Here is a 23,765-nt window from a genome sequence, read left to right on the forward strand (position 1 = left end):
TTCTTCTCTGCCGTCGCGCTCGCGGCCACCGTCATCTTCTGGCTATGACCAATGAGTCCTGACCCTAGCAATCCCATCGCCGCCACCGCCGGTCCAAGTCGCTTCAACACGATCCATCTTCCGGTCGACACTCCGGCTCGCTGCGCACGGTAAGGGCACCGTCCAGCGCGGGCGAACAGGTCCTACCATGATCTTATTGATGCACAGGCGGATCGATCCTATTCGCGGACTGTCACAACGGTCGTAAGCGAGCCGCAAACCAGCCGGTAAAAGCTGAGATTGCGACAGCCGGCACAGCGAGGATGCATGACATTGCCAGGCCGATTACCCAGAGCGAGCTAGTCCCGGCGTTGAGCCATATCACAGGAAGCTGGGCAAACGTCAGGATGACTCCTGCCATCCATCCCCTCGTCTTGAACGCCGCCCCTGTTAGCGCAGCTAAGCCCAACGAGGCGGGGTACCAGAGACGCCAGTAGGCGTCGGCATCCCATGGTTCCGCCGCGCCTGTCACCCAGCAGACGAAAAGCCAGTACAGGACACCGGATACTAGCAAGACGGGTATCTTCATCAGTCCGGTGGTCATCGGCCCATTGTCACATGCAAAATGCCTGAATCCTAATCTCGCCAACCAGGCGCCGGGGTCAAAGCAGATTATCGCGGCTCACCAACCAAACTTTGGATATGGGCACTGTTGCCTGCAATAGCGGCCGTGCCTCGCTGCATCCGCTTCGCGCGGTACAGAGCCTCGTCTGCCTCCTTGAGCAACGAAGCCCGATCGACATAGCTAGCGCCATAGGCACAGACTCCGATCGTCGCGGACACCATTATAGCGCTACGGTCGTCAGGCACGGCGTAGCGTAGGTCTGCAAGCAATCGCGCGATGTCTTGGACAAGCGCTTCCTGTGTACGCCGTCCGCGCAGGATGAGCACGAACTCGTCCCCGCCCAGTCGGGCGATGAAGTGATCGCCCAGATACTGTACTGCTTGCAGCTTGGCGGCCATCACCTGCAAAACTTTGTCCCCGGTCGCATGGCCAAGCCGATCGTTGACCTCCTTAAACCGATCCAGATCGATGATTGCTATAGCAAGCGGTGCCCCTTCACGGGCGCGGTCGAGCGCAACTTCCAGTTCTTCGTTGAAGGCGCGTCGGCTTGGTATGCCGGTCAGTTCGTCGGTTCGAGCTACCGCAACCAGGCGGCGCTCGAATTGGTACCGGTCTGTGATGTCTTGGATCACTCCCATGACGGCGACACGCTTACCGGCGCGCTCATCGATCTCACCCAATGTGCGCACGCGACGGGGCCGCCCTTGCGCATCTGTGAAGTTCAGCTCCAAATCCCATGCCGTCCCTTGCCGCACACAGCGGTCTAGCGCTGCTTCCAGCTTGGCACGATCGTCTTCAGGGTAGAACTGCATAGCTAGGGCAAGCTGCGCTTGCGAGCCCGGTGCCAGGCCGTGGATCGCGTAGGTCTGATCGGACCAGTGTATCCGTCCGCCTTCAAGCTCGAGGCGCCACGACCCGATCCTTGCCATGCGTTCGGCGTGCTGGAGCAGTCTGTGCGTGCGGGCCATGTCGCTGAGGGCCTCCTGGCGATCAAGCGCCAGCTGTAAGTTCTCTTTGCTGGTCCGGCGCGCCTCAAGCAGCGCTTCGACGACCCGCGCCATACCGGCGAGTATCTCCAGCTTTTCGCGGGTCGGATCCTGCGGTTTGTCGTCAGCCACACACAAGGTCCCGATCGGCAGCGCGGCACCTCCTCCTGGTGGTGTCACTCGCAACGGCACGCCTGCATAGAAACGCACAAAGGGTGTTTCTACCACCATAGGATTGGTTGCAAAGCGCGGGTCTTCGCGCGTGTCCGCAATGACGAGCAGATCGTCGGCTGCGATAGTATGGGTGCAAAAAGACACATCTCGTGGTGTCTCGCTAGCCTCAAGGCCGCACGCTGCCTTGAACCACTGTCGGTCCGCGTCAACTAACGAAACGAAAGCGAACTTGCAGCCAAAGAGGTGCCGCGCCCCTGCAGCGATGGCATCGAACTCGGCTTCAGGGGGAGTGTCGAGCATATCGAGAGCACGAAGCGCGTCCAGCCGCGCTACCTCGTCGACTATGCCGGTTATGTTTACCATGGGGGACGGTAGTATAAGTGAGGTTGGCATCGGGTTAACGGCATGTACAGGGTCGGTACATCGCCGCGACTCGCTAATGGCATGGCGGCGACTGAGAGACGCTGGAGCGCTCCCGCTTGATAGGAGCATAAACGTGTCCAACTCGAGCGATCTGAGCACTCTTGTTCTTAACGAAGCGCGCGCGCGGGAACAGGCCGAAGCCAGTAACGACGTTTCAGCTCGCATCGCTCATTTGGCTCGTGCTGCCGGGTACGCCAAAATGATCAAGGCTTTGAAGCCATGATGGACGGCGAACCAACAGCTTAGCACCTCGAACGTCTAATAACGATTATCAGTCAGGCTTTGGCGGTCGCGGATGCTGGTGACCAACCGTTGGTAGGCGCGCATCTTCATAGCTGCCTTCGAACGGCAATCGCGCTGCGTGCTATTTCCGATAGTTTGTCACGGCCCTTTTAATAGCAATCAGCCCGATATCTTGAAGGCAGCAGCAAACAAGCTTGCCAGCAAAACTTACCATCTGCGACTTCTAATCCCGCAAACGAACGATGATCGAGACGGATAGGGCGTTCCCGGGCTCGATCCCGGTCGATACGATCAGGAGCGCGACGTCAGGCTATCAGGAGCGCGTCGTCAGGCTATTTTTCAACCGCACCGGCCGTTTGTTAAAGATATACAGACGGTTCTGCCGAGGTAGTTCGTGTACACATCAGCGTTAATGGGCACTCGCTGACCGCGGTAATCGTCAGAACGAAACCTGTACGCGCCCTACGATTCTGTCTCCGGCGTTGCGTTGATCGGCAAACCTGCTGGCAGTGGCGGTGCGGGAGACGTCAGTCCCAATATAATCGAAGCCGATCGTTAGACGGTCACGACGATGCTCGAGACCCAGCCGCCAGTTGGTGTAACTGCCGCCCGGACGAAGACGCTGCACCCGACTGGGGTCGCGGACGCTGCCGGACGAGTGGCCGACCTCGGCCAGCATCGTCAGTGGCGTACCAGGAATACCGGCATTGGCGTTCGCATAGACATGCACGTTGCTGCCACCGATCGCGCGCTGCGACGGGGCACCGATCACGCCGACTGTGGCGTAGAGCGGACCATAGGCATAGCTTGCCGATACGCCGGCCTCGACATAGTCCATGCGGCCCCGCGCGCCCGCGAATGTGTGGCCCGTGGCGTCGGTACGGATACGCACCGCACCCAGATCCCAGTTGGTTCCCACCGAAAGGTCGACGACCGCATCGGCGCTACCGTGTCGCACGCTGTTCCGAAGCGTTACCACGCGCGCCGATGCATCGAGCCGGCCGCGCGAGACGCGAATATCGCCTGCCAGCGCGGCACGTCCCTCACTCCAACTCAGCCCGCGCCGTTCCTCCTCGCTCATCACCTCCAAGGTTACCGACCCGGCATCCTGTGCAAACGCGGGCGTAATCAGGCCGCAACTTACGGCACCGAGCACGCCCGCCACTCGAACGCGCCGGATCATCCTGCGCGCTGCGGACCGTGGATTTGGTCGAGCTCGACGCGCAGCATCTGCTCGTCTTCCTGCGCCAGCTTTACCAGATGCTGCTGCATGTCCGCTGACTTCGTCGCGACCTCCTTCTTGATCGCGCCATGGCTCGTAACGCACCAGCCGGGCCGGGTGCCCGAAATCACCGGTTCGCTGTCGATGCTGCGCACCAGCCTGGTACCCGATGCCGCGACCGCGTGTCGCGCCACCGACATGCTCGCCGCCCAGTCGCAGCGTAGCGACGACGGTCTTCCGCCAGGTGCAACCGCGCCCACCTGCTTATGGGTGATGACCACGTCACCGCGATATTTGACGGCGACCGGACCGCTGCGGTGATCCACCTGGTTCTGATGATCGACAGTCATGCTAAGGGCCGCCCCGGTAGCAGCAAGCACCAAGCCGGCGGTTAGAAAATAGGCCACTTTCGCTCTCCTTTTGCCATCCCGATCCATTCTGATCGGTGAAGCCAATCCTTACGGACGATGATTCTACAACGAGGGTTCAGCGTGTCGGTTCAGCTGAACTGCGGCCGCAAGGCGCGTGCGTGCTGGCGGTCCTTCACGTCGAGACGCAACCGCTTCAGCCGAAATCGCCGCAAGGTATCGGGCATGCGTCGCTTCATCTCGACGCGGATCTGCTCATCCAGCCGGGCATGCAACTGGGTCAACCTGTGAGAAAATATAGGCAAAGCCGCTCTCCAACCAACGATTGAACGATCGGATCAGTCGCGATGAAAGCAGGCAAACAGGCCAGGCCTAGACATCGAGATAACCCGATGCGGTCCGACATCACGTTCGTCCGGAGACGATCGCCAGAGGGGCCCGGCCCGCCCACTCAAGCTAGGGTTTCGCCGGTCAAGGTCAATAGGAGAGCGAATGAATTTGCACGAGTTGACATTAGGACATGGGTCCACGATGTTACTGACATGTACGCTCCTGCGACACATAAGCGTTTCCGCGACCACGCCGGCCAACTCGCCGCACGTGCTTAGCCCGAGCTCGCGGCCACGGCCGTTCGAGTTCGGGCATTATTCGATCTGACCTTTGGGACGCGTTCCGCGCGCCCATGATCTCGAATAAGTGGAAACCGTGTAGTGGAAAACCAAGTCTCGAAATCCGATGATTTGTGTCAGGATGACCGTCAGCATCAAGCTGCCAATCCAGCACCTCAGCCTTTCCTGCGGATGCGACCACAAAGCTTTTTCTCGAACAAATTCGATCTGGAGATTGTAGGATCCTATTCTAAGGCAGATGCCGAAGATAGGCAGAATGAAGACAAAAATTGGCTAAGCCGACTTATGGAGCTTAACCTTTTCCTTTTGATCGTTTTGGTTGGCGTACCGGTGCTGGTGTATTGCGTCTTATCCTCCGCGCTTTAGAACAGTATAAGGTGCTGCGTTCGTGCCGCAACCGAGATGTGGAAGGCCTCTGGCTCGTCTCATTGAAGCCTCGGGTAAATGACAATATGTCAGGCGCCTGAGGACCGTTTAGAAGCGATAGCGCCGGATGCGGGCGAGTTTCTTTGTGACATTGCAACGCGTAAGCCGATTGGCTGTTGTGGAAAATTGGCAACGAATACCTTACCCCAACGGACCGCGTTAAATCTGCCGCATCTCGCGGTGCTGCTGACAGCAGCGCTTCAAATTCTGACGCCTCTTTTACCGCAGATTGGGATCGGTGAGCCTATCGGATCCCGGTCTCTGGCGGTCCGAACCTTGATAACCCCGGCAGGTTGGGCATTCTCGATCTGGGGCGCGCTCTACCTCGGAGCCACGGTGTTTGCCGTTTTTCAGGCCCTGCCGGCACAGCGCCAAGATGCGTTGCTTCATCACCTGCGCTGGCCGGCAGCTGGCGCATTTTTGGGAAATGCACTCTGGGCTGCTTACACACAGCTTTACGGGTTAAGCTTCGTATCGGTTCTGACCATTACCTTCACGCTGACGTGCCTGATCATTGCCTATCATGCCCTGTCGAATGCGACGGTGTCGAAAACCGCGTGGTGGTGTGCGTACCTTCCGTTGAGCGCGCTCGCCGCATGGTTGACCGTCGCTACCACCGTCAACATCGCAGCTAGCCTGAGGTATCACGGCATGGACGGCGGTGAGGCCGCGCCGGTGATCGGTGCAGCGGTGATCGTGATTGCCGGACTCATTGCGGCCGCTGTGCTGGTCCGAGGACGTGGCAATCTACCGTACGCAGCCGTTTTCCTTTGGGCGCTTGCTGCTATCTTCGCGGCGGGTGGTCAGGCTTCCGGACCAATTGCCGTAGCGACCAGCTCTGTCGCGATCCTCGTTATTTCAGGCTCGATCGCTGGATATCGCCGGCGGGGGTATGCGCCTGGTTCGATTACAGGTTGAACCTAAATCCGTAGCCGAGACCTAGGGTGAATTGGGTCCGGCGCCCGCGTTCGCGGACGAGAGGTGAATCGCCTGCGTTCGGACCTAGTCGATCCAGGCCAGTGAAAAGCGTGATGGCGCTTCGCCGGTTCAGGGGACGAATTACGGTACCGCCTACACCGTAGGACAATAGTCCGCCTGACGCAGAATACGGTCTAAGTTCGGACCGTTGCGACTGGAGCGCATCGATGCCGAAATACGTCTCGATATACTCGCGGCTTGCCAGCGTTGCGCGAGGCCCGACGTTGATGATGGTCCGTCCCCGGCGCGCCTGGTAAGCAACTGACCCGTCGGCGACAACGCCGTCATGCCCGCCGAAGCCGCGACGAACCTCGATCCGTCCGCGCCATGGCCCAGCCCGTTTCTCGACAAAGCCTCCCACCTCAACAACTGCATCTACGTCGCCGAGGCCGCGTAGCGCATCACTCCCGCCTGTAATGAGAAACGGCGATCCCCCGCGCTCCTCATCCCGCCCGAAGCGGAGTTTGGCCAGAGGTCCTGCCTTCAACCCGTGGTGGTTCACCACGTTCCAGCCCAAACCGTCAGGAATTGAGGCAAAGATCACGTCCTTGTAGTTGATCCGCAAGTCGGGGAAAATCGTCAAGGCCATGTCTCGCGAGCCTTGCCACGCAGGGCTGAGGACTGGCGCGACGCCAACGGTAATGCTCCATCCGGCAGTGCCTGCCTCCAAAGGCCGACCTGCAGGCGGGCCTGGCCTCGGGTCGGTTTGCGCGAAGCAAGGTTGAGCAGAGACTAGCGCGATGATGGCTATAACGGCGCGCATCTTGATCCCATTTTTTGACGATGTTGGTGGACGGCCGGACGGTCATAATCAGCAGCCACCTTATCCCTGTGTGTCGTAAACGCCAGTCCCGGTAAGCGGAGTACGGCAATAACCACAGCGTGTGACCGGTCCGCTTTCAATGCCGACAGACGCGTTCAAACTCGGGCCGAGACAGCCGCTCGCGTTTTCCACAAGGACCAGCCCACGCCGCAACCCAGTATTGCAAAGGTTACAGCCAACGACGCTGCGGGTGGGAATTTGGCAAGCCCAAACATGTCGGCAACGAAGATTTTCGAGCCGATAAACACCAGCAACGCGGCCAAAGCGTATTTCAGGTAATGGAACCGGTCGACCATTGCAGCGAGCGCAAAATAGAGCGCGCGTAACCCAAGGATAGCAAAGATGTTCGACGTGTAGACGATGAATGGATCCGTTGTGATGGCGAAGATAGCCGGTACAGAATCGACCGCAAAAATGACGTCAGCGCATTCGATCATGATCAGAGCCAGTAGTAACGGCGTGGCGATCCGGCGCATGCGCCCAGTTGCTGGGTCCTGCTCTTTCACCCAGAATCGTTCCCCGTGAAGTTGGTCGGTAACCGGCATGCGCTGGCGAACCCAGCGTAAAACGGGCGAACTGGCTACGTCATATTCCGTGTCCGCAGTCAGCCACATCTTGATACCGGTGAAAACCAGGAAGGCCGCAAAGACGTATAATACCCATTCGAACCGATCGACCAATGCCGCACCAAAACCGATCATCACTGCACGCAGGACAATGACACCCAGGATGCCCCAGAACAGTACGCGGTGCTGGTGGATGCGGGGGATGGCGAAGTAGCCGAAGATCATGGCGATGATGAACACGTTATCCATCGCAAGGCTCTTCTCGATGACGAAGCCCGTCACGTAGTTAAGGCCGGCAGTAGGCCCGATATACCACCAAATCCACCCGCCGAACGCCAGTCCCAGCGTGATGTAACCTGCTGACAATGCAAGGCTCTCGCGTACCCCAATTTCCCGCTGTCCGCGGTGCAAGACACCCAGATCGAGGATCAGCAACGTTGCGACGATGCCGAGAAATGCCAGCCACATCCAGACAGGCGTACCGAGGAATAACAAGGAAAGCAGCTCAGGCATGGGGACCTCTAACAAACGTGATGACGTGGGGCGGAATTAGCGGTCAGGAGGGCAGGTATCTCGCGGGTGGCGCGCACAAGCGACCTTTCAGGCCCAACTCAAAGCGCTACAATTGCAGCGCAATTGGAGAAGCCGGGGTTCGGCGCGCCATCGCGATACGCGCGTACTCGTCCAACTTCTGATGGAGCTGTGCCGGTCTGTTCGTTTCCATGCTCAGAGCCTCTTTTCAATCGGTGATCGAAAGCTGGGATCATCAACGACGACAGGAGGCAAAGCGGCCAGGCCTATATCGAGATAACCCGATGCGGTCCGACATCACAATCACCCGAGGGAAATTGTCAGAGGGGCCCGGCCCGCGCTTTCTAGATAGGACACGGTTCGCGGTGATCAAGCGGTTTCACTATTTGATAACGACCGTAGTCTGCGCTCAATCTGCCGCACTTCTCATTCCAAAACATCACGCCGATCGGGAAGAGGAATCGGTCGAAAACGCCCACTTCTGGACGCTCAGTTTGGCGAGCCGCAAGCCTGAAAGCCAATCGGCAAGCCATGAGCCGCAACGTGCCCGCCGGCAGATGCTCTGCTTGCGGCAGGCAAGCCGTGCAGCGTATGTCGCTACTGCTGGTGGGGGGAAATGAATGGCGAATGGCAGTAGCAGCCGCGGAAACTCGGTGGTCGGCGAGCGCTGGCCGCTCTTCTGGGCAGGCTGTGCGGCGATCAGCGTTGGAGTTGCCCTTCACTTACCGATGCTCGCGATGGCCCATAGGATGGGCAATCACCTGTCGGGTATGCCCATGGACGGATGGATGTACCTGGGCATGGCGCTGATCGGCATCGGCGTGCCGGCAGCTATATTTGGCGCTTTACCCAAGAAACGGCCTGATCACAGGGCAGGCGTTGGCATCGCATATGAAGCGCCCGATGATACCCCTCTGACGCGCTCGCATGCTGCCGTTCTGCTGGTGCTTACCCTTGGGCTCATCATCGACACTATGAAGCCAGCAACGCTTGGCTTCGTGCTCCCCGGCATGCGTGGCGAGTATGGGCTCGCCAAATCGACCGTTGCCCTGCTTCCGTTCGTTGCCCTTACAGGGACCACAGTTGGCTCGTTTCTGTGGGGGTGGCTTGCGGATATCTACGGTCGGCGTGTGTCGATCCTGTTGTCGACGATCCTGTTCGTCTCGACCTCTATCTGCGGAGCTATGCCTTCCTACAGCTGGAACCTGGTCATGTGTTTTCTGATGGGGTGCTCGGCCGGCGGCATGCTGCCCGTCGTCTACACGCTGTTGGCAGAGATCATGCCTCCGCGGCACAGAAGCTGGGTACTTGTGCTGGTTGGCGGTACGGGGCTGGTTGGCGGCTACCTCGCGGCTAGTGGCGCCGCTCATCTGTTCGAGCCGTTGTTCGGCTGGCGTAGCTTGTGGCTGCAGGGCTTTCCAACCGGTTTGCTGCTGCTTGCGATGGCAAGGTGGATACCTGAGTCCCCGCGTTTCCTGTTGGAACGGGGCATGGATACTGAGCTGGCGGATATGGCCCGGAAGTTCGGTATTGTCAGGCGTGCGCCTCAAGCTCCTCCAGCGGATGCTGATAGTGTTGCGGCGCACCAACGCGAGTTGACCATTGCCTTGGTCATAACCGCCCTGTCGTGGAGCTTCGTCAACTTCGGTTTGCTGCTATGGCTGCCTTCCGATCTGCAGGATCGAGGTTTCAGTGCCGAGATTGCGAGCGGCATCATCGCCAGCTCAGCACTCGTTGCCCTGCCCACGATCATGATCGCGGCCTTCCTTTACAGCCGGTGGAGCAGCAAGCGCACCCTGATCGGCACTGTACTTCTCACACTCGCCGGGCTTACCGGAGCCCTCCTGCCGGCGCCTACGCTGGCTTGGCCGCCACTGCTCATTGCTGTGATCGCGTTGCTGGTGGTTGGCACAAACGGATTGATCGCCGTGCTACTTCCCTATGCAGCCGAAAACTACGCATTACGCGTCCGTGGACGTGCCACAGGGCTTATCGCGGGGAGTAGCAAATTTGGTGGCGTTGCTGTCCAGCTGGGCGCCTTCGCTGGGCTGATCCCGACGATGGGGGGCGCGGCAATCGCGCTGATTGTACCAATGACGCTGTCAGCGGTACTGATCGGGCGCGCAGGAAGAGAGACGCGGGGCCGCAGCTTACGCGAGCTGGAAGCAACGGCTTAGCTTTCGGCTCGATATAGGCCTGCAGAGTGTCCTCAGCGGTCAGATGTGTGAAAAACCAGTCGCAATCACGACTGTACAACAAACAGGTGTTTTGCGCCACCTGCGCAGACCGGTCGGCGCTTAGAGTATATCTGGGTCCGTCCTATGTACCGAGCCCGATAGCCAATCCGAGTAGACGACATAACCCCGTTCAAATCGTCGGTCATTCAGGTTGGAGATGGAGTGGAGGTCCTGCCGCTTTGCACATTGCGAGGCGTTAAAAGCGTTGTCCGCTATCTTCGGCAGGCTCAGCACGAACCGAGCTAGGCGCGGGTCAATCCACCCCATCTTGCTCTACGGCTGCCGCTCGTACCGTCCCTTGGCGCCCTCAATAACCAGCGCGGTGCCCGCGATGCGCAGGCGCAACGTGTCGAACGGGCGCGCCATCAGTCGCTGCCGATCGAAGCCGATCCGGACGATCCCGTGTTGCAGCGGTGCGAAGGTGATCGTCATGTCACCTGCGATCGGCGCCTCGGTGTGAACGGTAACGCTGACGGCCTTCGTCGTTGCGCCGCGCGGGGCGAACGCGAAGCCGCTCCTGCCGGTGACCAGCTTCTTCTTAGTGCCATTCGCAAAATGCAGCGTGATGGGGAGGTTGCGTGCGGGCTGGTCCGACGCGGGATCGAAAATCCTGATCGCTACGCCCGGGGAGGCTCGCGCGGTACCGCTTTCGGCCGCGTCGGCTGGCGGCATGGTGCACGCCGCGGGCAGCGTCGGATCGGCTAGCGTAGGTTCCGGCAAGCCCGCCGCACGTGCGGCCTCGATTGCCAGCGCGCGCGCATCCTGCCAATCGGACAATGCCTGTCGCACCTGCCGGGCAGCTGGCTTTGCGCTGGTCGGCGGAGCATCTAACATCAGTCGAGCAGCCAAGAGCTCCGCATTCGTCCTGGCAGCGTTCGCAGCGCGCAATGCCGTGGCGGCGCGTTGTTGAAGGATCGTCGCGGACGGCAGGGGGGCATTGTCGGCGGTCGTCAGAGGCGCCGCGGAGACAAATGGTTCGGGGAAGATCGGGCACCGGGTGCGGATCGTGGCCTCGATCTCGTTGCGCTGGTGCCGCCGACGTTCGTCTTCGGTCTCCCCATCCCACGGCGCGGTGGACAAATAGGAGAAGAGCGGCTTCTGCGCGCTTGGTGCGGACGCCACGAGCACGACCTCGTCGCGCTCGACGTGCCACATGCCCTGCGCCTCCTGGTCCAGCGCACCGTAACTCAACGTCCAGTCGAACTGGCCGTCTGGCCGCAGCAACAGCTCGGATCCGGTCTCCATCACACCCATGAGGTAATAATGGCCAACGAGCGCGGCAGGTGTAGCGTGGCCGCCGCCGGCACGCGCGCCGGCAGGCGTGCCCTGCGTCGAGGTGGCGTCGGCAGGGGCGAGCGCATCCAGTGCGTCGCTCAGGTGACACGACTTGCCCGGTTGATAGTCGAGAAACTCGGCAACGGTCAGGACGTTACGATCACCCTCCTCGCTATAGCTGCCCATCACGTCGGCAGACGCGCGCCGGCCATCCTTGCGATAGCGGGCGACCGCCTGAGCTTCCGGCACATCGCGCAGCAGGTAGCGCGACGCCGCCAGATCGCACCGCGTAAGGATGACCTCGCCTCGCTCGATCGACAGCGTACCGATGAAGCTGTCCATGCCGGAGGGTTGCGCAACCGCCGGCAGCGGCGCGACCGGTGCCAGTGAGACGATGATCGCGCGGTGCCAATTCCGTCTCACAGCGATGTCCCATCCTTGTCCAGCATATCGAACCGATATGCGCAGCCATAGAGTGTCTTGCCGGGGTGCGTGATGACGTTGGAGATCGTTCGGGCGACCACCATGTGGCTGCCATAGCCGTCCTTGCCCGCAGGTTCGGTGACGTCGGTCATGATCCGCTCGCCCAGGAACTTGCGAAACGGGAACTCGGCTTCCGCCTGGGCGCGGGTCACCTTACTAGAGGCCACCATCGCGTCGATCATCGGCTGGGCCGACATGCTGTTGTCGATCTTCTCGGCGCGCGCCACGATGGCGGGGTCCGCGACGTCGAGCACCGCGAGGATGGCGTCGCCGGTAAAGCCGATCCGGCGCGTGCTGTATGACCCCGCGACGGTAATTGGCTTCGGCAGGTTATATTCGGCCATGAACGAATTGGGCGAGGCGATCTTCTTCCATCCCCGCGTCCGCGCAAGCTGCTCCTCGCCATCGATCGCCATGGCGAAGCGCATGTAACCAGGGACGTCCAGGCGGCAGCTAATGGCATCGATCTCAGAGACATCTGCAGGGTCGGTCCCCGCGGCGGTCTGCTGGAGCACTGCGGCGAGCATCAGGGCGTAGAGAATGAACATCGACGGACGTTAGGGTTGCAGCCAGAATTTGCCAGTGACATCGCCGCATCAGGGCCGGTCGGCTTCCTACGGCAGCGATACTATGCCGCGACCACCAGCTTGACGAGCGTGCCGGGCTTCAGTGGTTCGTCAGCCGGAAGGCCATTGATGACAATAAAGCGTTCGCGCTTGCTGTCGGCTACTGCCATGCGCTGGCTCAACGTATCGATCGTGTCCCTTGCGCCAACAGTGACGATCCGGATGACCTTGCGACCCTCCTTGCCGTCGGCATAAGGCAGGCCATCGAGCATGCGGAGGAACGCCGTATCCTGGGTGGTTGCAAGCTCCGCCTTGCCGGTGGCCTTCGCCAGTGCCGCCGCGCGCTGCACACGATCGGCGCCATTTGGATGCGTCGATGCCCATGTCGGCGCAGACCGTGTGGTGCCGCTGGCCTGGGCCGTCAGCCCGGTCGATTCATCGAGGGCCGCCAGGATGCCGGCCGAGGCGTAGGGCGAGTAGCCCGCTGCGGTGATGTAGCGGACGCCGAGCGCGTCGGCCTGATATTCCTGATCACGTCCGTATTTCAGCGTGTACAGCTGCGCGCCCGTGCCGGCGATGCGGGTCGCCAGATCGCTTTTCGTAGCGAGGCTGACGCCACGAGCGAGCAGACCGCCGATCGTCGCACGCGTGTTGCGTGAGGCGGCGTGGCGGGCGGCGACATGGCCTACCTCATGGCCCATCACGGAGGCGAGTTCCGCCTCCGAGGTCATCAGTGCGAGCAGCTGACGGGTGACGTAGATGTACCCGCCCGGGATGGCGAAGGCGTTCTCGACCGGGGAGTCTAGCAGGGTAACGGTAAAATCGCTGCCCGCATTCGACAGGCCGGACTGGACCGCCACGCGCTTGCCGACGCGTTCGACGAATGTGGCCTGCGGCCCCTTATACGCACGACCGAACTGCGCGAGCAGTTGCGGATGAACCTGAGTGCCCTGCGCCTTGTCGGTCGCCGAGATCGAGCGGACCGTGTTCTGGGCGGTGAGAGGGGCAACGGGTGCGAGCAGGAATGCGCCGGCTAACAGTACGGCAATGTGACGGCGGATCATGAAGCTCTCCCGGTGACGACGGTATAAAGCAGCCCTTGCACCGTTGTTCCGGATAAGCATCGATACCACTCTGCGCTGATCCCGCTCGGCCCCATTCCTGTCGATTAACGAAACTAACGATGTCGCTACTCTCCGTCGTGCCTGTTAGCCGCCGTTGAAATATCGTTATGCCACAATTATTTAGGTATGCGGTGACAACGTTCCCACCCCAATACGGGGATAGAAGTCCGGGACGGCCCGGCAGCTCCGATGGAGACTGCTGTGGCGTGGATTGCACTCGTTTTTGCCGGTTTGTTCGAGATTGTCTGGGCTTCGGCCATGAAGCAATCTCATGGGTTCACACGGTTCTGGCCAAGCATCATTACTGGGGTGGGCATGTTGGTCAGCTTTGGCCTTCTTGCGTCAGCGATGCGGGTTCTGCCGCTGGGAACAGCTTATACAATTTGGACCGGCATCGGGGCGGTTGGCGCGTTCGTCGTCGGCATCATGATCTTTGGCGAGGCTATGACCGCGATGCGCCTTCTAGCCGCCGGGCTCATTGTCAGCGGCCTCGTCTTAATGAAGTTGTCCACGACTGCTTGATCTTGAACGTCCGCAAGGAGAGCTAGCGTCTAGCCGATGTTCCCAAAAAGGAACGGCAGTCGAGACGGCATCAGCGTTCTCGGAATCGATCGTTATGAAGAATGGTCGGGAGGGGTACGATCGGTTTGGACGATGCATAAGTCTTCCAGACAATAGTATAAGGCTTACACGCTTTGCCAGCTACCCCCCTGCGAGCGGTCGGCAGGCCGTCTTGGAAAGCGTATAACTGGCGAAAGGCTTCTCAACAGATTTGCGGTCCCGCGTGACAATCTGCCAAGTGAGGTGGTCGCCTAATATGCGCCAGCGGTTCACGTAGGCCTTGTCCGGATATTGGTAAGTAATATCGAACCCGTCTGCCTTGCTTTCGCCGCGCCCCGCTACCGCGGACGCCCCGCCAAAACTGTCCGCCCAATATCCGACGATAGGGCCAGCTCCGGTTTTGGACGGCCTACCGGTTCCGCCAAAAACCAGGTGCGCCGCGTACTGGTCCTGCGGATCGGCGAGCGCGCTGCTTGCGGCTTCGACAGCCAGCATCGCATCCTGGACGATCGGATAGGCGTTAACCGCAATAGCGACGGCTTTGCCCATCACCGTACCCTGCCCCTCCCAACACCCCCCGAGTGCGTTGACCGAAGTGGGCACAGGCATGACCCCCGCTTCTAGAGCACTGCCAGTGGATGATGCCGCAAGCATAACCATTGCGATGCAAGGCTTTCCAATCATCAGTCCCCCCGTTCCTGTCCAGGTGTCTATCCCAAGCATCTGGTACATCGCGTTGGCGATGAACCGGTCTGACTCTGACGTCCAGGTTTCGGCGATATATTTGAAGGGGTAGACCACACAGCGTGTAGATCCCTATGCATTATCCGGACACAATTCTGCAAACGATCGATTCCGAGAACGCTTTCCCCATCTCAATTGTCGTTTGTTTTCGGGAAGCCAACGAGACCGTTGCCGACCCGGAGCGGATCTTGCCGGCAGGTTATTGTCGAAGGCGTTTCTCCTGCACGGTGCCAGGCTGCCACGCGTAGTTCGCCACTGTTTTAGGGCAACTCCGGGGTGGTACCACAAGGCCTTCAGACCTAATCTGATTGCGTTCGAGCATGCGTGAGCGAGCGCGGGGAAAGCAAGAATATGCGTCATCGACTTGGCACAGTCGTCATTGCCGGCATGATCGCCTTAGCGGCCGGTGCGGCTGCGCAGGGACTTGCGACCAGAGATCTGACGGGCTTCAGTCGGGCGGCTGCCACGGCGTTGGGCTCCGGCTTCGAGGCAAAAGAGGAACCGCAGCGGGCCACCTTGTTCTGCACGGATTGTGCGGGCGCACCGGTCGTTGACGTTCTGATTGGTCGTCAGGCGGATGGAACGGAGCAACGGGTTCGGTCGGGCACGACAAGCATCGCCGATCTGCAACAGATCTGTCGCGCACGCAGCCCTCGATGCACCGTCACGGCACTGGAGGTGGCGCCGGCTGTGGGTTGGGTAAGCGGGTATCCGCTGGGCGACCGTGCGGGGGCCACGGCGATCATCATCCGCGATGGCGATCTGTTGACCGTTCGCTCGCTTGCACAGAACCCCGTATCCGCCAGACAGGCAATCGATCGCTTGTTGCCGCTGATCCGATCCCGGATCATCGGACCCTGATCAGCGACCCGGACAAAAAAATCGGTGATACCATAAGGGGCGAGCGGTCACGTGCCGGGTGCTGCCAACAAGCATGAGAAGCTTTTCCAAAACTCGATCGCTTCTGCGATGGCCGTAACATATACCAAAGAGGTTCGACGCCGATGCGGAACACGATAGCAATCCTCGTCGTGATGTCGGCGGCAGGCGCAATCGCCGCGCCGAGGCTTCCGGCGGGGATGGAAGCCCAGCTCCCGTTGGGCTACGAGGTACTCGCCAGCGCGCGTGTTTCAGCAGGAGAGCCAATCCGCAGTTTCGAGATCGTCGCAATCGGTCGCAAAGATGAGGAGGCGCTCGCGAAATCGGGTGATGCTCCGGCTCGGCCCCTTATGATCTTCGAGCGCAGGAGCGGTCGGTTTTTTCCGGTCGGCCGTAACGATCTAGTCGTGCTCAAGGCGGACGAGGGTGGACAGTGCGATCCGTTCCTCGACGGCGACGCGCCGATCGCAACCAAAGGGCGCTACTTTACCGTCCAGAACGGCGTCGCCTGCGGTCAGCACTGGACCGACTATATCACCTTCCGCCTCGACGATCGGGCCGGCTTCGTCTTCGACAACGAGCGCACGGAATCATGGACGTTCAATCCGAGCAACGACCCCAATGCCGAGGCGCTTGTCCGCGACGGCCCGCCCCGCGTCTTCCGCGACCGTCCCGGCCATATTACTGCATTCTCCATGTGGCGTCCCGTTCATTGATTTGGGCGCGTCGGCTAGAAGCGACGTTATAGCGTTAGCGTGTTGGGCAACTCCTGTGCGGGCACGGTTAAGCTGCGGTGACCGTGGGGCGCTCGAAGCGTTCGCCGAATTTCAGCATGCGTGCATGATGACGGAAAGCTTGCGCGCAACCGCGATGGCGGCACGCTTGATGGTAGTACCACGTCGACAAGGGGCCAGTCTCGAACACGACCCGGCTCACGTCCGGTGCGCGCTTGCGGATCACTTCCGTCAGCGTCCGAGGATCAGACGGGCATTTGCCGCGCCAGATCCGCCGCCCGTCCTCGCGGACTGAGATGAATGTGTCTTTCAGTGAAACGTCCAGACCGATATATTGCGCCGCGGCTGTTCTCGGTTCGATGTTTGGGCCCGGCGTCTGGTCGTGAGCCCGTTTCGCCATCTTATCGGGGAACAGCCACCACCCGAAATACGCGGCTTCTTGCACTGCCGATCAAATTCCAGGCGAATCGCTATTCCGCGATTACGCCGTGTTTTCCGATCGTTTTCGAGAAAGGGACCTCCGTATCGACGGGCGGCTGGCTGGCGCGATCAGCTAATCTATCGCATTGTTGGGTTGCTATGACCCGTTACTCTTCAGCAGGCGCCGCGACGCTGCTCGCATTGGCGCCAGCGGCGCTGGCCGCGTCGCCCGCTGTCCACACGCCCGCTCCAAGAAGCTCGGAACGCACCGCGATCGTCAAGACGCTCCATGAGGGCGACGATAGCGCGCAATCGCGTTTCACCTTCCGTGCGTTTCGGGTCCTTTGGGCGGACCCGGGTGCGGTTGCATATGTTCGCGCCGAAGGCCCGGTCGGCACCTTCCAGGCCATCCTAAAGCGCGACGGCCAAGCCGGATGGCGCAAAATATGGGGCGAGGGCGATGGCGGCAGCAACAGCTGCGAAGTCGGCGCGCGGCATTATGCCTGGGCCTTGCAACTTCTTCGGACCTACACGGCCACCCCCGACGCGATCTTCCCGGGCATCGTCGCGCGGACCGGGGAGTTGCGACGCATGGCGAAAGCGGAGCCCGACGTGCAATGCGTCGGTGATTTGGACGGCGGCCCCAGTTGATCGCGGGACATTGGCGCGCGCCCTTGGCGTTATTGATCGGACGCCGCGCCCGATGCCGCCTCCATCACGGCCGAAGCCTGTTCCGCCATCTGCCTGCAGAGCGTGCGTTCGGACGACTTCTGCGCGCGGGCATTGTCGGCCAGTGACATGGTCTGTCCTTCGCGAACCTCTTCGGGGCGGGCGGGGTTGCTCGAGTTCATTAGGCCGATCACCTGCGGCCCGACAATGTCGCCGCGTCGACCGACGGCTTGCTGGGCAAACGCCTTCGGGGTCACGGTCATGCCTGCGATCGTCGCGACGACCGACTTGCGCGTATTGGCGACGTCGACGGCAGTGGCGAACCCCTTGCCCATGCAATGTTCCATCAGGCCTAGGTGATTGTACACCGAGCCGAACGCGGTCTGCAGTTGTTGGTCGGTCGGCAGCTCCTGCGCCTGCAAAGGGCCAAGCGCCAACGCGCCGGCGAGAATGGCGGCGGTCGTACGCCGGGCGAGCGCGGTACGAAATCTCTGCATTCGAGTCTCCTAAGCCGGTGAGAGAACACTTTCGATGTTAGGCCGCGGCAGTATCGGCGGCGTGCTGTCAATGTATGTCAGCCAGTGGAGCCAGATGGTGTATGTCCGCATGCGTGTAAGCCGTATCTGGCAATTCAGTGCCATGCTCCCTCGAATGCTGCCACCGATCCAGTTTTCATAGACGGCGCCGCATTCGGATGTTCGGTAGGCCACCCATGACCGCTCAGCGCGAACAAGCATCTGCTCCGATGCGAATTCACGCTCTTCCCGAAGGCGCTTGATCGCGGCCTGATAATAGCGGTTCAGCTCGGCATCGGCCTCGTCAAAACGACCTGCCAGGCAAGCATCGATTTCTCGCGTGGACGACCCGGGGCAACGGCCGGCACCCGGCACTGCTGCAGCGCCTAACGCCAAAGCAAAGATCGCTAACATCATAGGCCTCCAGTCGCGGATATCTGAGCGCCGATCCGCTGCCCGAAGGGGTCAGGCTTTGCAACGCGCCCGCGCCGGTCCCAGAGCTTTGCGTCGCTCAACTGGGGTAGGCCTATGGTAGAGTAGCGCGTGGGAGACGCAGCGATGACCACGGGATGACCGCCCAATCTGGCGCGTCGCACGGGCGCTGCGCTCTCGGAAAATATGCACCGAGCCACAACCCCTTTTCGGAAAGCGCCCATGCCGGGAAATCCCAGACTTCGGGATCAGAATAGTCGCATGCGTCGTCGTCTCCTTTGCTCGGCGGCTCCATCTCTTCGGGATGAAAGCGCTTCAGCAACGCGACAACGCTGGGCGCGAAGCGGTTGCTGCGATATTTGTACCACGCGTCGCTATCTTGGGCCGGAACCGATTCCGGTCCGAAGGGGAGCACCGTATCCAGTACCAACTCCCTGCCAGTAGCCATGTCATAGCTATGGCCATCAGCGCCGAAATCCGGGTGCGCGGTACCCGCGCAGCTCCAGCTTGCCGTCCAGACATAGCTCATATGATTGACCCCGAGCCAGGGCTTGTCCGCCTCCGCAACATCGGTGCCGGGCTGGCCGTCCGATCCGGTGCACGCGAACCAGGTGGAGACGTTCTGCCATTGATTGCGGGCAAGAGTGTGGTTTACCGCGACCATCGCCGCGGTGGAATAGCCGCCTTCGATCCGGAATAAGCGGATGCCAGAAAGCGGTTCCCGATACCACCGGATCGTCTTGCCGTTGATCGTCTCGGCCTGCTGCGGTGTGAGGTGAAGATCAGCAAGACGCCAACGTTCATAAACGCTGAGTTCGGTCGGCAGGTCGGCCGGAAGCGCGGCTGGAACGGCTGCTGGGTGCAGGCTTACGGCAAGGCGTCTGGCCTTCGCAGTCGTCAGCGTGCCGTTAAGGTTCGGTCCAATTCGCTTCAAGAGCAGGTGATCGCCGGTCGTTCGCGAGTCCAGAGTCAGCGTTGTGCCCGTAGCAGTGCCGGAAAGATCGATGTCGAGCCGCGACGTCTGGTAGAAATAGTGACCATCGACTTCGCCCTTGTCCTCCGTCATCGCGACGACGATGCGCGCGGTACCGGCCACGCCTTCAAACACCGTTTCCGGCGCAGCCGAAGCGCTTGCTGGCAGCATCAGGACGCAGAACGCAGCGGCTAGAGCATGAAGTCGATGCATTGGAAGACGGATCCACAGGAGGGGGCGAGCCCCGCGTTAAGGCATCTCTACGCCGACGGCGACCGCAATTGCCATGTCGAGTGGGCTGCAAGTTGGGGTCGACCCGCGCCGACTAATGTCTGCTCGGCGGCAAGCGGCATCGTATGAAGTGACTTTTCAGCGCCACTGCAATCACAGGGTTCACCAACTGCACCCGTTGCGCGAAAACGCTCAAGTTATACGCGCTGGGCGTAGCAGGGGAGAAACACGATGCCGTTGTTCCGCGTTGTGATGTTTACCGCCATCGTTGCCGCGGCTGCCTGGACGCCCGTGCGCATCCACGCAGAACCCCGTGCTCAGGCGCTTTCGCCCCTTCTCCCGCTGAGCGATCAGGACGAACGGTCTACGCAGGAGACCGGGTGCACATCGACGTTCACCTTCAGCAGGCACGACTATCTGCAACTGGTCGGCACCGAACTTCTCCTCCGTGATCGGTATGGGCTGCATTCCTGCCGCTTTACCACGGTCGCCACCGAGGATCTGGAGACCGGGCGGGGCAACGTCTCCTGTTCAGGCTATCGGCTGCGCATCCGATCGTCCGGCAGAGCTACCTCGAACCTGGCGTCGGACAGTAGCAGCAGACGCGCCGTCCTGACGATCGATCGGGGCGGCGTGGCCACCAGCATGCGCGGTATCTGGGGGGTGGCATGCTGAACACGACCGGCCGATCCTGCGTCCTGAAGAACGCCGAGGCTTATCCCAGCTGGAACCGATACGGTCCCATCTCGACTTCGTGTGCGACGTGTGCCTCATTCCTGCCGGTGCGCCCAGCGACGCGACCTACTACGACACGTTTGCGTCCGAGCACCTCGCCACGGCGCTCTTCACCAAAGTGACTGTAACGATGACGTTGCGCTTTGCAGCCTTGGGGATGATCCTTGGCGCGTTGGTGTCGCCTGTAGCTGAAGGCTCGGCAGCAACAGCGCGAGCCATATCGACGATCGACTTATCAAAACCGTTTGCGACACGATCACCCTGGCGGTTCACCGCTACCCAGGGTGAGGATGTCGAGGGTTTGTCGGGCGAAGAAGCACCAGGACCGGTTTCGCTGTGCATCAGCAACAACAACGGTCAATCTTGCCGCCCCGACGCCGACGATATCCTCACGCCAGAGGACGGGAAAGATGCGTTTTCCGAACCCCATGTTCTCGGCAACGTTGCACTCGTACATCCCAGTGACACAACGACCCTGCTGCTCGTCGAGATCGGCAGTTTCTCGGCCATGAACGGCGATCGACGGGTCGCAACGCAGCTGTTCGGATATGATCGCGGGCGGGATGTGTTTACTCGGGTTTACGCGCACGTGACACGCAAGAACAACAATCAGGAAATACGGTACATCGCCAAAGGCGTGCTCAGAGGATTCGTCATCTCGGCCGAACCGACCAGCGACGCACCGTTCGGTTTCTGGATCATCGTCAACCGGTCCGTCGCGTCGGGCGTCTACAAGCAGGTGCTGCGCTACCGCAGCGCGACGACGTACGGCGACGGAAACCGTCTGGCGGTGATCGACTCCGAGATGCCAGGTATCCAACGGCGACTCGGCTTGTGGAGGGTGGGACAGCCCTTGCCGCTGCCGCAGTCCGGCTGCGCCAATCCCCATATGCTGCATGGTGCATTGCGGTGTTGATGCCGTTGCAGTTTCCATCGCCTTTCGCCCGGTCGGATGGACGGTTGACCGCATTGCCTGATCAGAAATGCTAGGAGGAGAAAGATTGAGTAGGCTATCCCGTAGCGTAGTTGGGACGATTGCTTTGATCGGACCCATGGGGGTTGCAACAGCAGCCTTCGAACACTCGCGACACGGGGACGAGAGGAAGGGCTCTATTCGTGCCCCGACCGCGCACTCGACGCCGATGGACGCCCTTGCCGAAGCGATCCTTGCGTTTAGCCCTGAGGCCCGCTCGACCGGCTCTCCGACCATCGCGATGCTTCGGGCTAAGGCCTCTCAAGTCCGGTGGACGGATCCCCGTTCTCATACGGATAGAGACGGTCGGCAGGTCGGAACCCTGGCAGGCGGTACGGTGACAATTCCACGGAAAGCGACCGTGCCGGAGATGACTTTCGAATGGTACGCGCCGGAGGGGCAGCCACTGAACTTCAACCCGGTCAAAGCCTTTAGGAACGCCGGGTTCAAGGTGCAGGCCTTGTACTGCGCGTCGATGGTTTCGGACGGGACGAACTACTTCGTCGTGTCGGAACCGGGGAAGCGGCCAGGCTTTCTATCGGTCTATGCGTTCGACGCGCCAACGGCCACTTCGGTAGCAGGCTGGTCGATCAGCTACAGGCTGGACGGGTACATCCCATCGCTCGCCGAGGTGCAGAATGGTGGTGACCTGCTCGCGACCAGCGATTGTTCAACGGAAACCTTCGGGCGTGTTGAACAGATCAGTCATCCTGGCGCAGTCGCTTTGATGAAGAGCATGACATTGGGCTCAGGCACCAGGGCGCCGCGATGACGCGACGCCTGGCGAACAGAACCGATCGCAAGGGACCTGGCCAGGCAGGATCAGTCCGCGACCCCCGACGATCTGATCGGCAATGACGCTTACCGCATGCGGTAAGTATGCTGTCGGGCGATCGATAGGATCGCCGCAACACGTCCGTTTTCAGCTGTCTACACACCGCGCCAGTTGCCAAGCGTCATGGCTTGATCGAGGCACTTAGGAGTGTGCGTAAGCCCGTCCTGATTGTATCAGCCGCTGCCGGGAGGTGTTGCCGGGAACCGCGATGTGGGTGGCCGGGTCGTATTCCTTACCGATTCCGGGTGAGTCCGTCGGCACCCAAATCTCGACGACGGTGTTCGAATAACTGTTGGGCAAATAGCGAATCCAGTAGCCGTCGGGATGGTGGCTCCACCGCCCGGTAGGCACGCCGATGCTTCCCTCACCTAACGGCGCCATCCCAGCCAACACTGCGACGCGCTCCAGTTCACCATAGCTGGTTCCTGGCGTCGCCAGCATACGGCGCAAGTCGGCCTCAGCCTGCATGACGGCGCGCACCTCTCGTGGAAGGTTGTCCGTGATCGGGCCGGTTGTCAGCATATCGAACACACCGCGGTTCAGCCCGGCGAGCTGGCGGGGAGGCAGCAATTGTGCTGCAGCAATCTTCTGCTCGCTCGATAGATCCTCAATCTTGGCGCGAGACAGGATTGCCCACAGCAGCGCTTGTATCGTGTGCTGATCGATCTCGGGATGCTGAACCGAGTTTCGAACAATCGTAATCACAGCATCCTTTGCGGCACCAAGCGTTGGCCCGTACAGGTAGCCATCGCCCTTTCCTGGACCGTGCGTCCCGGCATGCAGGCAATAGCTCTGACCGTTGAAACTGAAATATCCCGGCTGCAGAACAAAACCGCCGTTTGGTGTATGTTGCAACCCGGACAACTCGCGCTTCGCCATACGTGGAACGAAGCTGTCTTGGCTGGGGTCGCCCCACCGGGCATCCGCCAGGCTGGTGGAAATAGGCTCTTTGCGAAGGCTTAGCATCGAGATGCCGGCTTTCTTCGCCAGACCTCCCAAAATACCGAACTGAGCATCGACTGGTGTGGCACTCACGGCGATCATAGAAATCGACGCTGCTGCTGCTACCCAAGCGGTACGTAAAGTCATTCGCCCCCAGTTCCCCAACCATAAGATCGTAATGTCGTAACGGCATCGAACTGACGTGGGAAGCCGGGGCATGCGACAGCAGGGCCATAATTCATAAAATCTTGGCCGATGGTGCAGGGCTAAGGGACAGGCAGAGCGATCGCCGTGAAGGCGGACGTACTAACATCTGACGGCGAGGCCGACCGGATTTGTGCCTCATCTGAACTATCAGCGGGAACTTCGTGGCTACCAGTCCCTATATATTGTTGCAGAGAACGATGTTGTCGCCACTGCTCTTGCAGAAACCTTCTTAGCCCGGCCGGCGTATCGATCAGGCC

General features: G+C 60.6%; 24 protein-coding genes and 1 pseudogene. 11 read left to right on the forward strand and 14 right to left on the reverse strand.

Annotation, left to right across the window (positions count from 1 at the left end):
• Positions 1–651 precede the first annotated feature (651 nt).
• From IFT71_RS20385 to IFT71_RS20395, 3 genes are all read right to left on the reverse strand, one after another.
• Positions 652–2,064 (reverse strand): sensor domain-containing diguanylate cyclase, encoded by a 1,413-nt coding sequence (locus IFT71_RS20385; RefSeq protein WP_192143231.1) that lies wholly within the window; start codon positions 2,062–2,064, stop codon positions 652–654.
• Positions 2,065–2,869: 805 nt separating this feature from the next.
• Positions 2,870–3,613, reverse strand: coding sequence for a TorF family putative porin (locus tag IFT71_RS20390; RefSeq protein ID WP_192143233.1), 744 nt, complete (start codon positions 3,611–3,613; stop codon positions 2,870–2,872).
• On the reverse strand, positions 3,610–4,059 hold the full coding sequence (locus IFT71_RS20395) for a hypothetical protein (protein WP_192143235.1): 450 nt from the start codon (positions 4,057–4,059) through the stop codon (positions 3,610–3,612). The genes IFT71_RS20390 and IFT71_RS20395 overlap by 4 nt, the downstream gene beginning before the upstream one ends.
• A gap of 671 nt (positions 4,060–4,730) precedes the next feature.
• On the opposite strand from IFT71_RS20395, the gene IFT71_RS20405 reads away from it, so the two are divergent.
• The gene (locus IFT71_RS20405; RefSeq protein WP_192143237.1) at positions 4,731–5,015 is read left to right on the forward strand and encodes a hypothetical protein; all 285 of its coding nucleotides are present in this window, start codon (positions 4,731–4,733) and stop codon (positions 5,013–5,015) included.
• Positions 5,016–5,093: 78 nt separating this feature from the next.
• Positions 5,094–5,993, forward strand: a complete 900-nt coding sequence (locus IFT71_RS20410; protein WP_244655085.1) for a hypothetical protein — start codon at positions 5,094–5,096, stop codon at positions 5,991–5,993.
• Here the strand turns inward: IFT71_RS20410 and IFT71_RS20415 are convergent.
• On the reverse strand, positions 5,983–6,816 hold the full coding sequence (locus IFT71_RS20415; protein ID WP_197976255.1) for a MipA/OmpV family protein: 834 nt from the start codon (positions 6,814–6,816) through the stop codon (positions 5,983–5,985). The two genes, IFT71_RS20410 and IFT71_RS20415, sit on opposite strands and share 11 nt — an antisense overlap.
• Before the next feature lie 155 nt (positions 6,817–6,971).
• The gene (locus IFT71_RS20420) at positions 6,972–7,955 is read right to left on the reverse strand and encodes a TerC family protein (protein WP_192143239.1); all 984 of its coding nucleotides are present in this window, start codon (positions 7,953–7,955) and stop codon (positions 6,972–6,974) included.
• Positions 7,956–8,338: 383 nt separating this feature from the next.
• Between IFT71_RS20420 and IFT71_RS20425 the strand changes: the two genes are divergently transcribed.
• The gene (locus IFT71_RS20425; protein ID WP_192143241.1) at positions 8,339–8,593 is read left to right on the forward strand and encodes a hypothetical protein; all 255 of its coding nucleotides are present in this window, start codon (positions 8,339–8,341) and stop codon (positions 8,591–8,593) included.
• A complete protein-coding gene (locus IFT71_RS20430; RefSeq protein WP_056418731.1) occupies positions 8,594–10,150 on the forward strand; it encodes an MFS transporter in 1,557 nt (518 codons plus the stop codon).
• Positions 10,151–10,483: 333 nt separating this feature from the next.
• On the opposite strand, the gene IFT71_RS20435 is transcribed toward IFT71_RS20430, so the two are convergent.
• From IFT71_RS20435 to IFT71_RS20445, 3 genes are all read right to left on the reverse strand, one after another.
• On the reverse strand, positions 10,484–11,908 hold the full coding sequence (locus tag IFT71_RS20435) for a hypothetical protein (RefSeq protein WP_192143285.1): 1,425 nt from the start codon (positions 11,906–11,908) through the stop codon (positions 10,484–10,486).
• Positions 11,905–12,516, reverse strand: coding sequence for a hypothetical protein (locus IFT71_RS20440; RefSeq protein WP_192143243.1), 612 nt, complete (start codon positions 12,514–12,516; stop codon positions 11,905–11,907). Before IFT71_RS20440 ends, IFT71_RS20435 begins: the two co-directional genes overlap by 4 nt.
• An 80-nt stretch (positions 12,517–12,596) precedes the next feature.
• A complete protein-coding gene (locus IFT71_RS20445; protein WP_192143244.1) occupies positions 12,597–13,598 on the reverse strand; it encodes a M48 family metalloprotease in 1,002 nt (333 codons plus the stop codon).
• Positions 13,599–13,859: 261 nt separating this feature from the next.
• On the opposite strand from IFT71_RS20445, the gene IFT71_RS20450 reads away from it, so the two are divergent.
• Entirely contained in the window at positions 13,860–14,180 is a 321-nt protein-coding gene (locus IFT71_RS20450) for an SMR family transporter (protein WP_192143281.1), read from the forward strand.
• A gap of 180 nt (positions 14,181–14,360) precedes the next feature.
• On the opposite strand, the gene IFT71_RS20455 is transcribed toward IFT71_RS20450, so the two are convergent.
• Complete coding sequence (locus tag IFT71_RS20455) at positions 14,361–15,020, reverse strand: hypothetical protein (protein ID WP_342212708.1); 660 nt, start codon at positions 15,018–15,020, stop codon at positions 14,361–14,363.
• 267 nt (positions 15,021–15,287) lie between these two features.
• On the opposite strand from IFT71_RS20455, the gene IFT71_RS20460 reads away from it, so the two are divergent.
• Together IFT71_RS20460 and IFT71_RS20465 are read left to right on the forward strand one after the other, a co-directional pair.
• On the forward strand, positions 15,288–15,824 hold the full coding sequence (locus IFT71_RS20460; RefSeq protein ID WP_206757475.1) for a hypothetical protein: 537 nt from the start codon (positions 15,288–15,290) through the stop codon (positions 15,822–15,824).
• A 218-nt stretch (positions 15,825–16,042) separates the two neighbouring features.
• The gene (locus tag IFT71_RS20465) at positions 16,043–16,558 is read left to right on the forward strand and encodes a hypothetical protein (protein ID WP_192143248.1); all 516 of its coding nucleotides are present in this window, start codon (positions 16,043–16,045) and stop codon (positions 16,556–16,558) included.
• Positions 16,559–16,727: 169 nt separating this feature from the next.
• On the opposite strand, the pseudogene IFT71_RS20470 reads toward IFT71_RS20465, so the two are convergent.
• A pseudogene (locus IFT71_RS20470) lies at positions 16,728–16,937 on the reverse strand (hypothetical protein); the annotation flags it as partial.
• Positions 16,938–17,155: 218 nt separating this feature from the next.
• Between IFT71_RS20470 and IFT71_RS20475 the strand changes: the two are divergent.
• Complete coding sequence (locus IFT71_RS20475) at positions 17,156–17,647, forward strand: hypothetical protein (protein ID WP_192143249.1); 492 nt, start codon at positions 17,156–17,158, stop codon at positions 17,645–17,647.
• A gap of 29 nt (positions 17,648–17,676) precedes the next feature.
• Here the strand turns inward: IFT71_RS20475 and IFT71_RS20480 are convergent, their stop codons facing one another.
• From IFT71_RS20480 to IFT71_RS20490, 3 genes are all read right to left on the reverse strand, one after another.
• Positions 17,677–18,162: a hypothetical protein gene (locus tag IFT71_RS20480; RefSeq protein ID WP_192143251.1), complete on the reverse strand. Its 486-nt coding sequence runs from the start codon at positions 18,160–18,162 to the stop codon at positions 17,677–17,679.
• Positions 18,163–18,171: 9 nt separating this feature from the next.
• The gene (locus tag IFT71_RS20485; protein WP_192143253.1) at positions 18,172–18,594 is read right to left on the reverse strand and encodes a lysozyme inhibitor LprI family protein; all 423 of its coding nucleotides are present in this window, start codon (positions 18,592–18,594) and stop codon (positions 18,172–18,174) included.
• A 112-nt stretch (positions 18,595–18,706) separates the two neighbouring features.
• Positions 18,707–19,798, reverse strand: coding sequence for a hypothetical protein (locus IFT71_RS20490; RefSeq protein ID WP_192143256.1), 1,092 nt, complete (start codon positions 19,796–19,798; stop codon positions 18,707–18,709).
• A 249-nt stretch (positions 19,799–20,047) separates the two neighbouring features.
• Here IFT71_RS20490 and IFT71_RS20495 point away from each other — a divergent pair, with 249 nt between their 5' ends.
• The 3 genes from IFT71_RS20495 (at position 20,048) to IFT71_RS20505 (ending at position 22,296) form a co-directional block, all read left to right on the forward strand.
• Positions 20,048–20,491: a hypothetical protein gene (locus IFT71_RS20495; RefSeq protein ID WP_192143258.1), complete on the forward strand. Its 444-nt coding sequence runs from the start codon at positions 20,048–20,050 to the stop codon at positions 20,489–20,491.
• 88 nt (positions 20,492–20,579) lie between these two features.
• A complete protein-coding gene (locus IFT71_RS20500) occupies positions 20,580–21,467 on the forward strand; it encodes a hypothetical protein (protein WP_192143260.1) in 888 nt (295 codons plus the stop codon).
• A 418-nt stretch (positions 21,468–21,885) separates the two neighbouring features.
• Entirely contained in the window at positions 21,886–22,296 is a 411-nt protein-coding gene (locus IFT71_RS20505) for a hypothetical protein (RefSeq protein ID WP_192143262.1), read from the forward strand.
• 204 nt (positions 22,297–22,500) lie between these two features.
• Here the strand turns inward: IFT71_RS20505 and IFT71_RS20510 are convergent, their stop codons facing one another.
• Complete coding sequence (locus IFT71_RS20510) at positions 22,501–23,403, reverse strand: hypothetical protein (protein ID WP_192143264.1); 903 nt, start codon at positions 23,401–23,403, stop codon at positions 22,501–22,503.
• Positions 23,404–23,765: the final 362 nt, after the last annotated feature.

Source organism: Sphingomonas sp. CFBP 13733, from assembly GCF_014841795.1.
Taxonomy (GTDB): Bacteria; Pseudomonadota; Alphaproteobacteria; order Sphingomonadales; family Sphingomonadaceae; genus Sphingomonas; species Sphingomonas aerolata.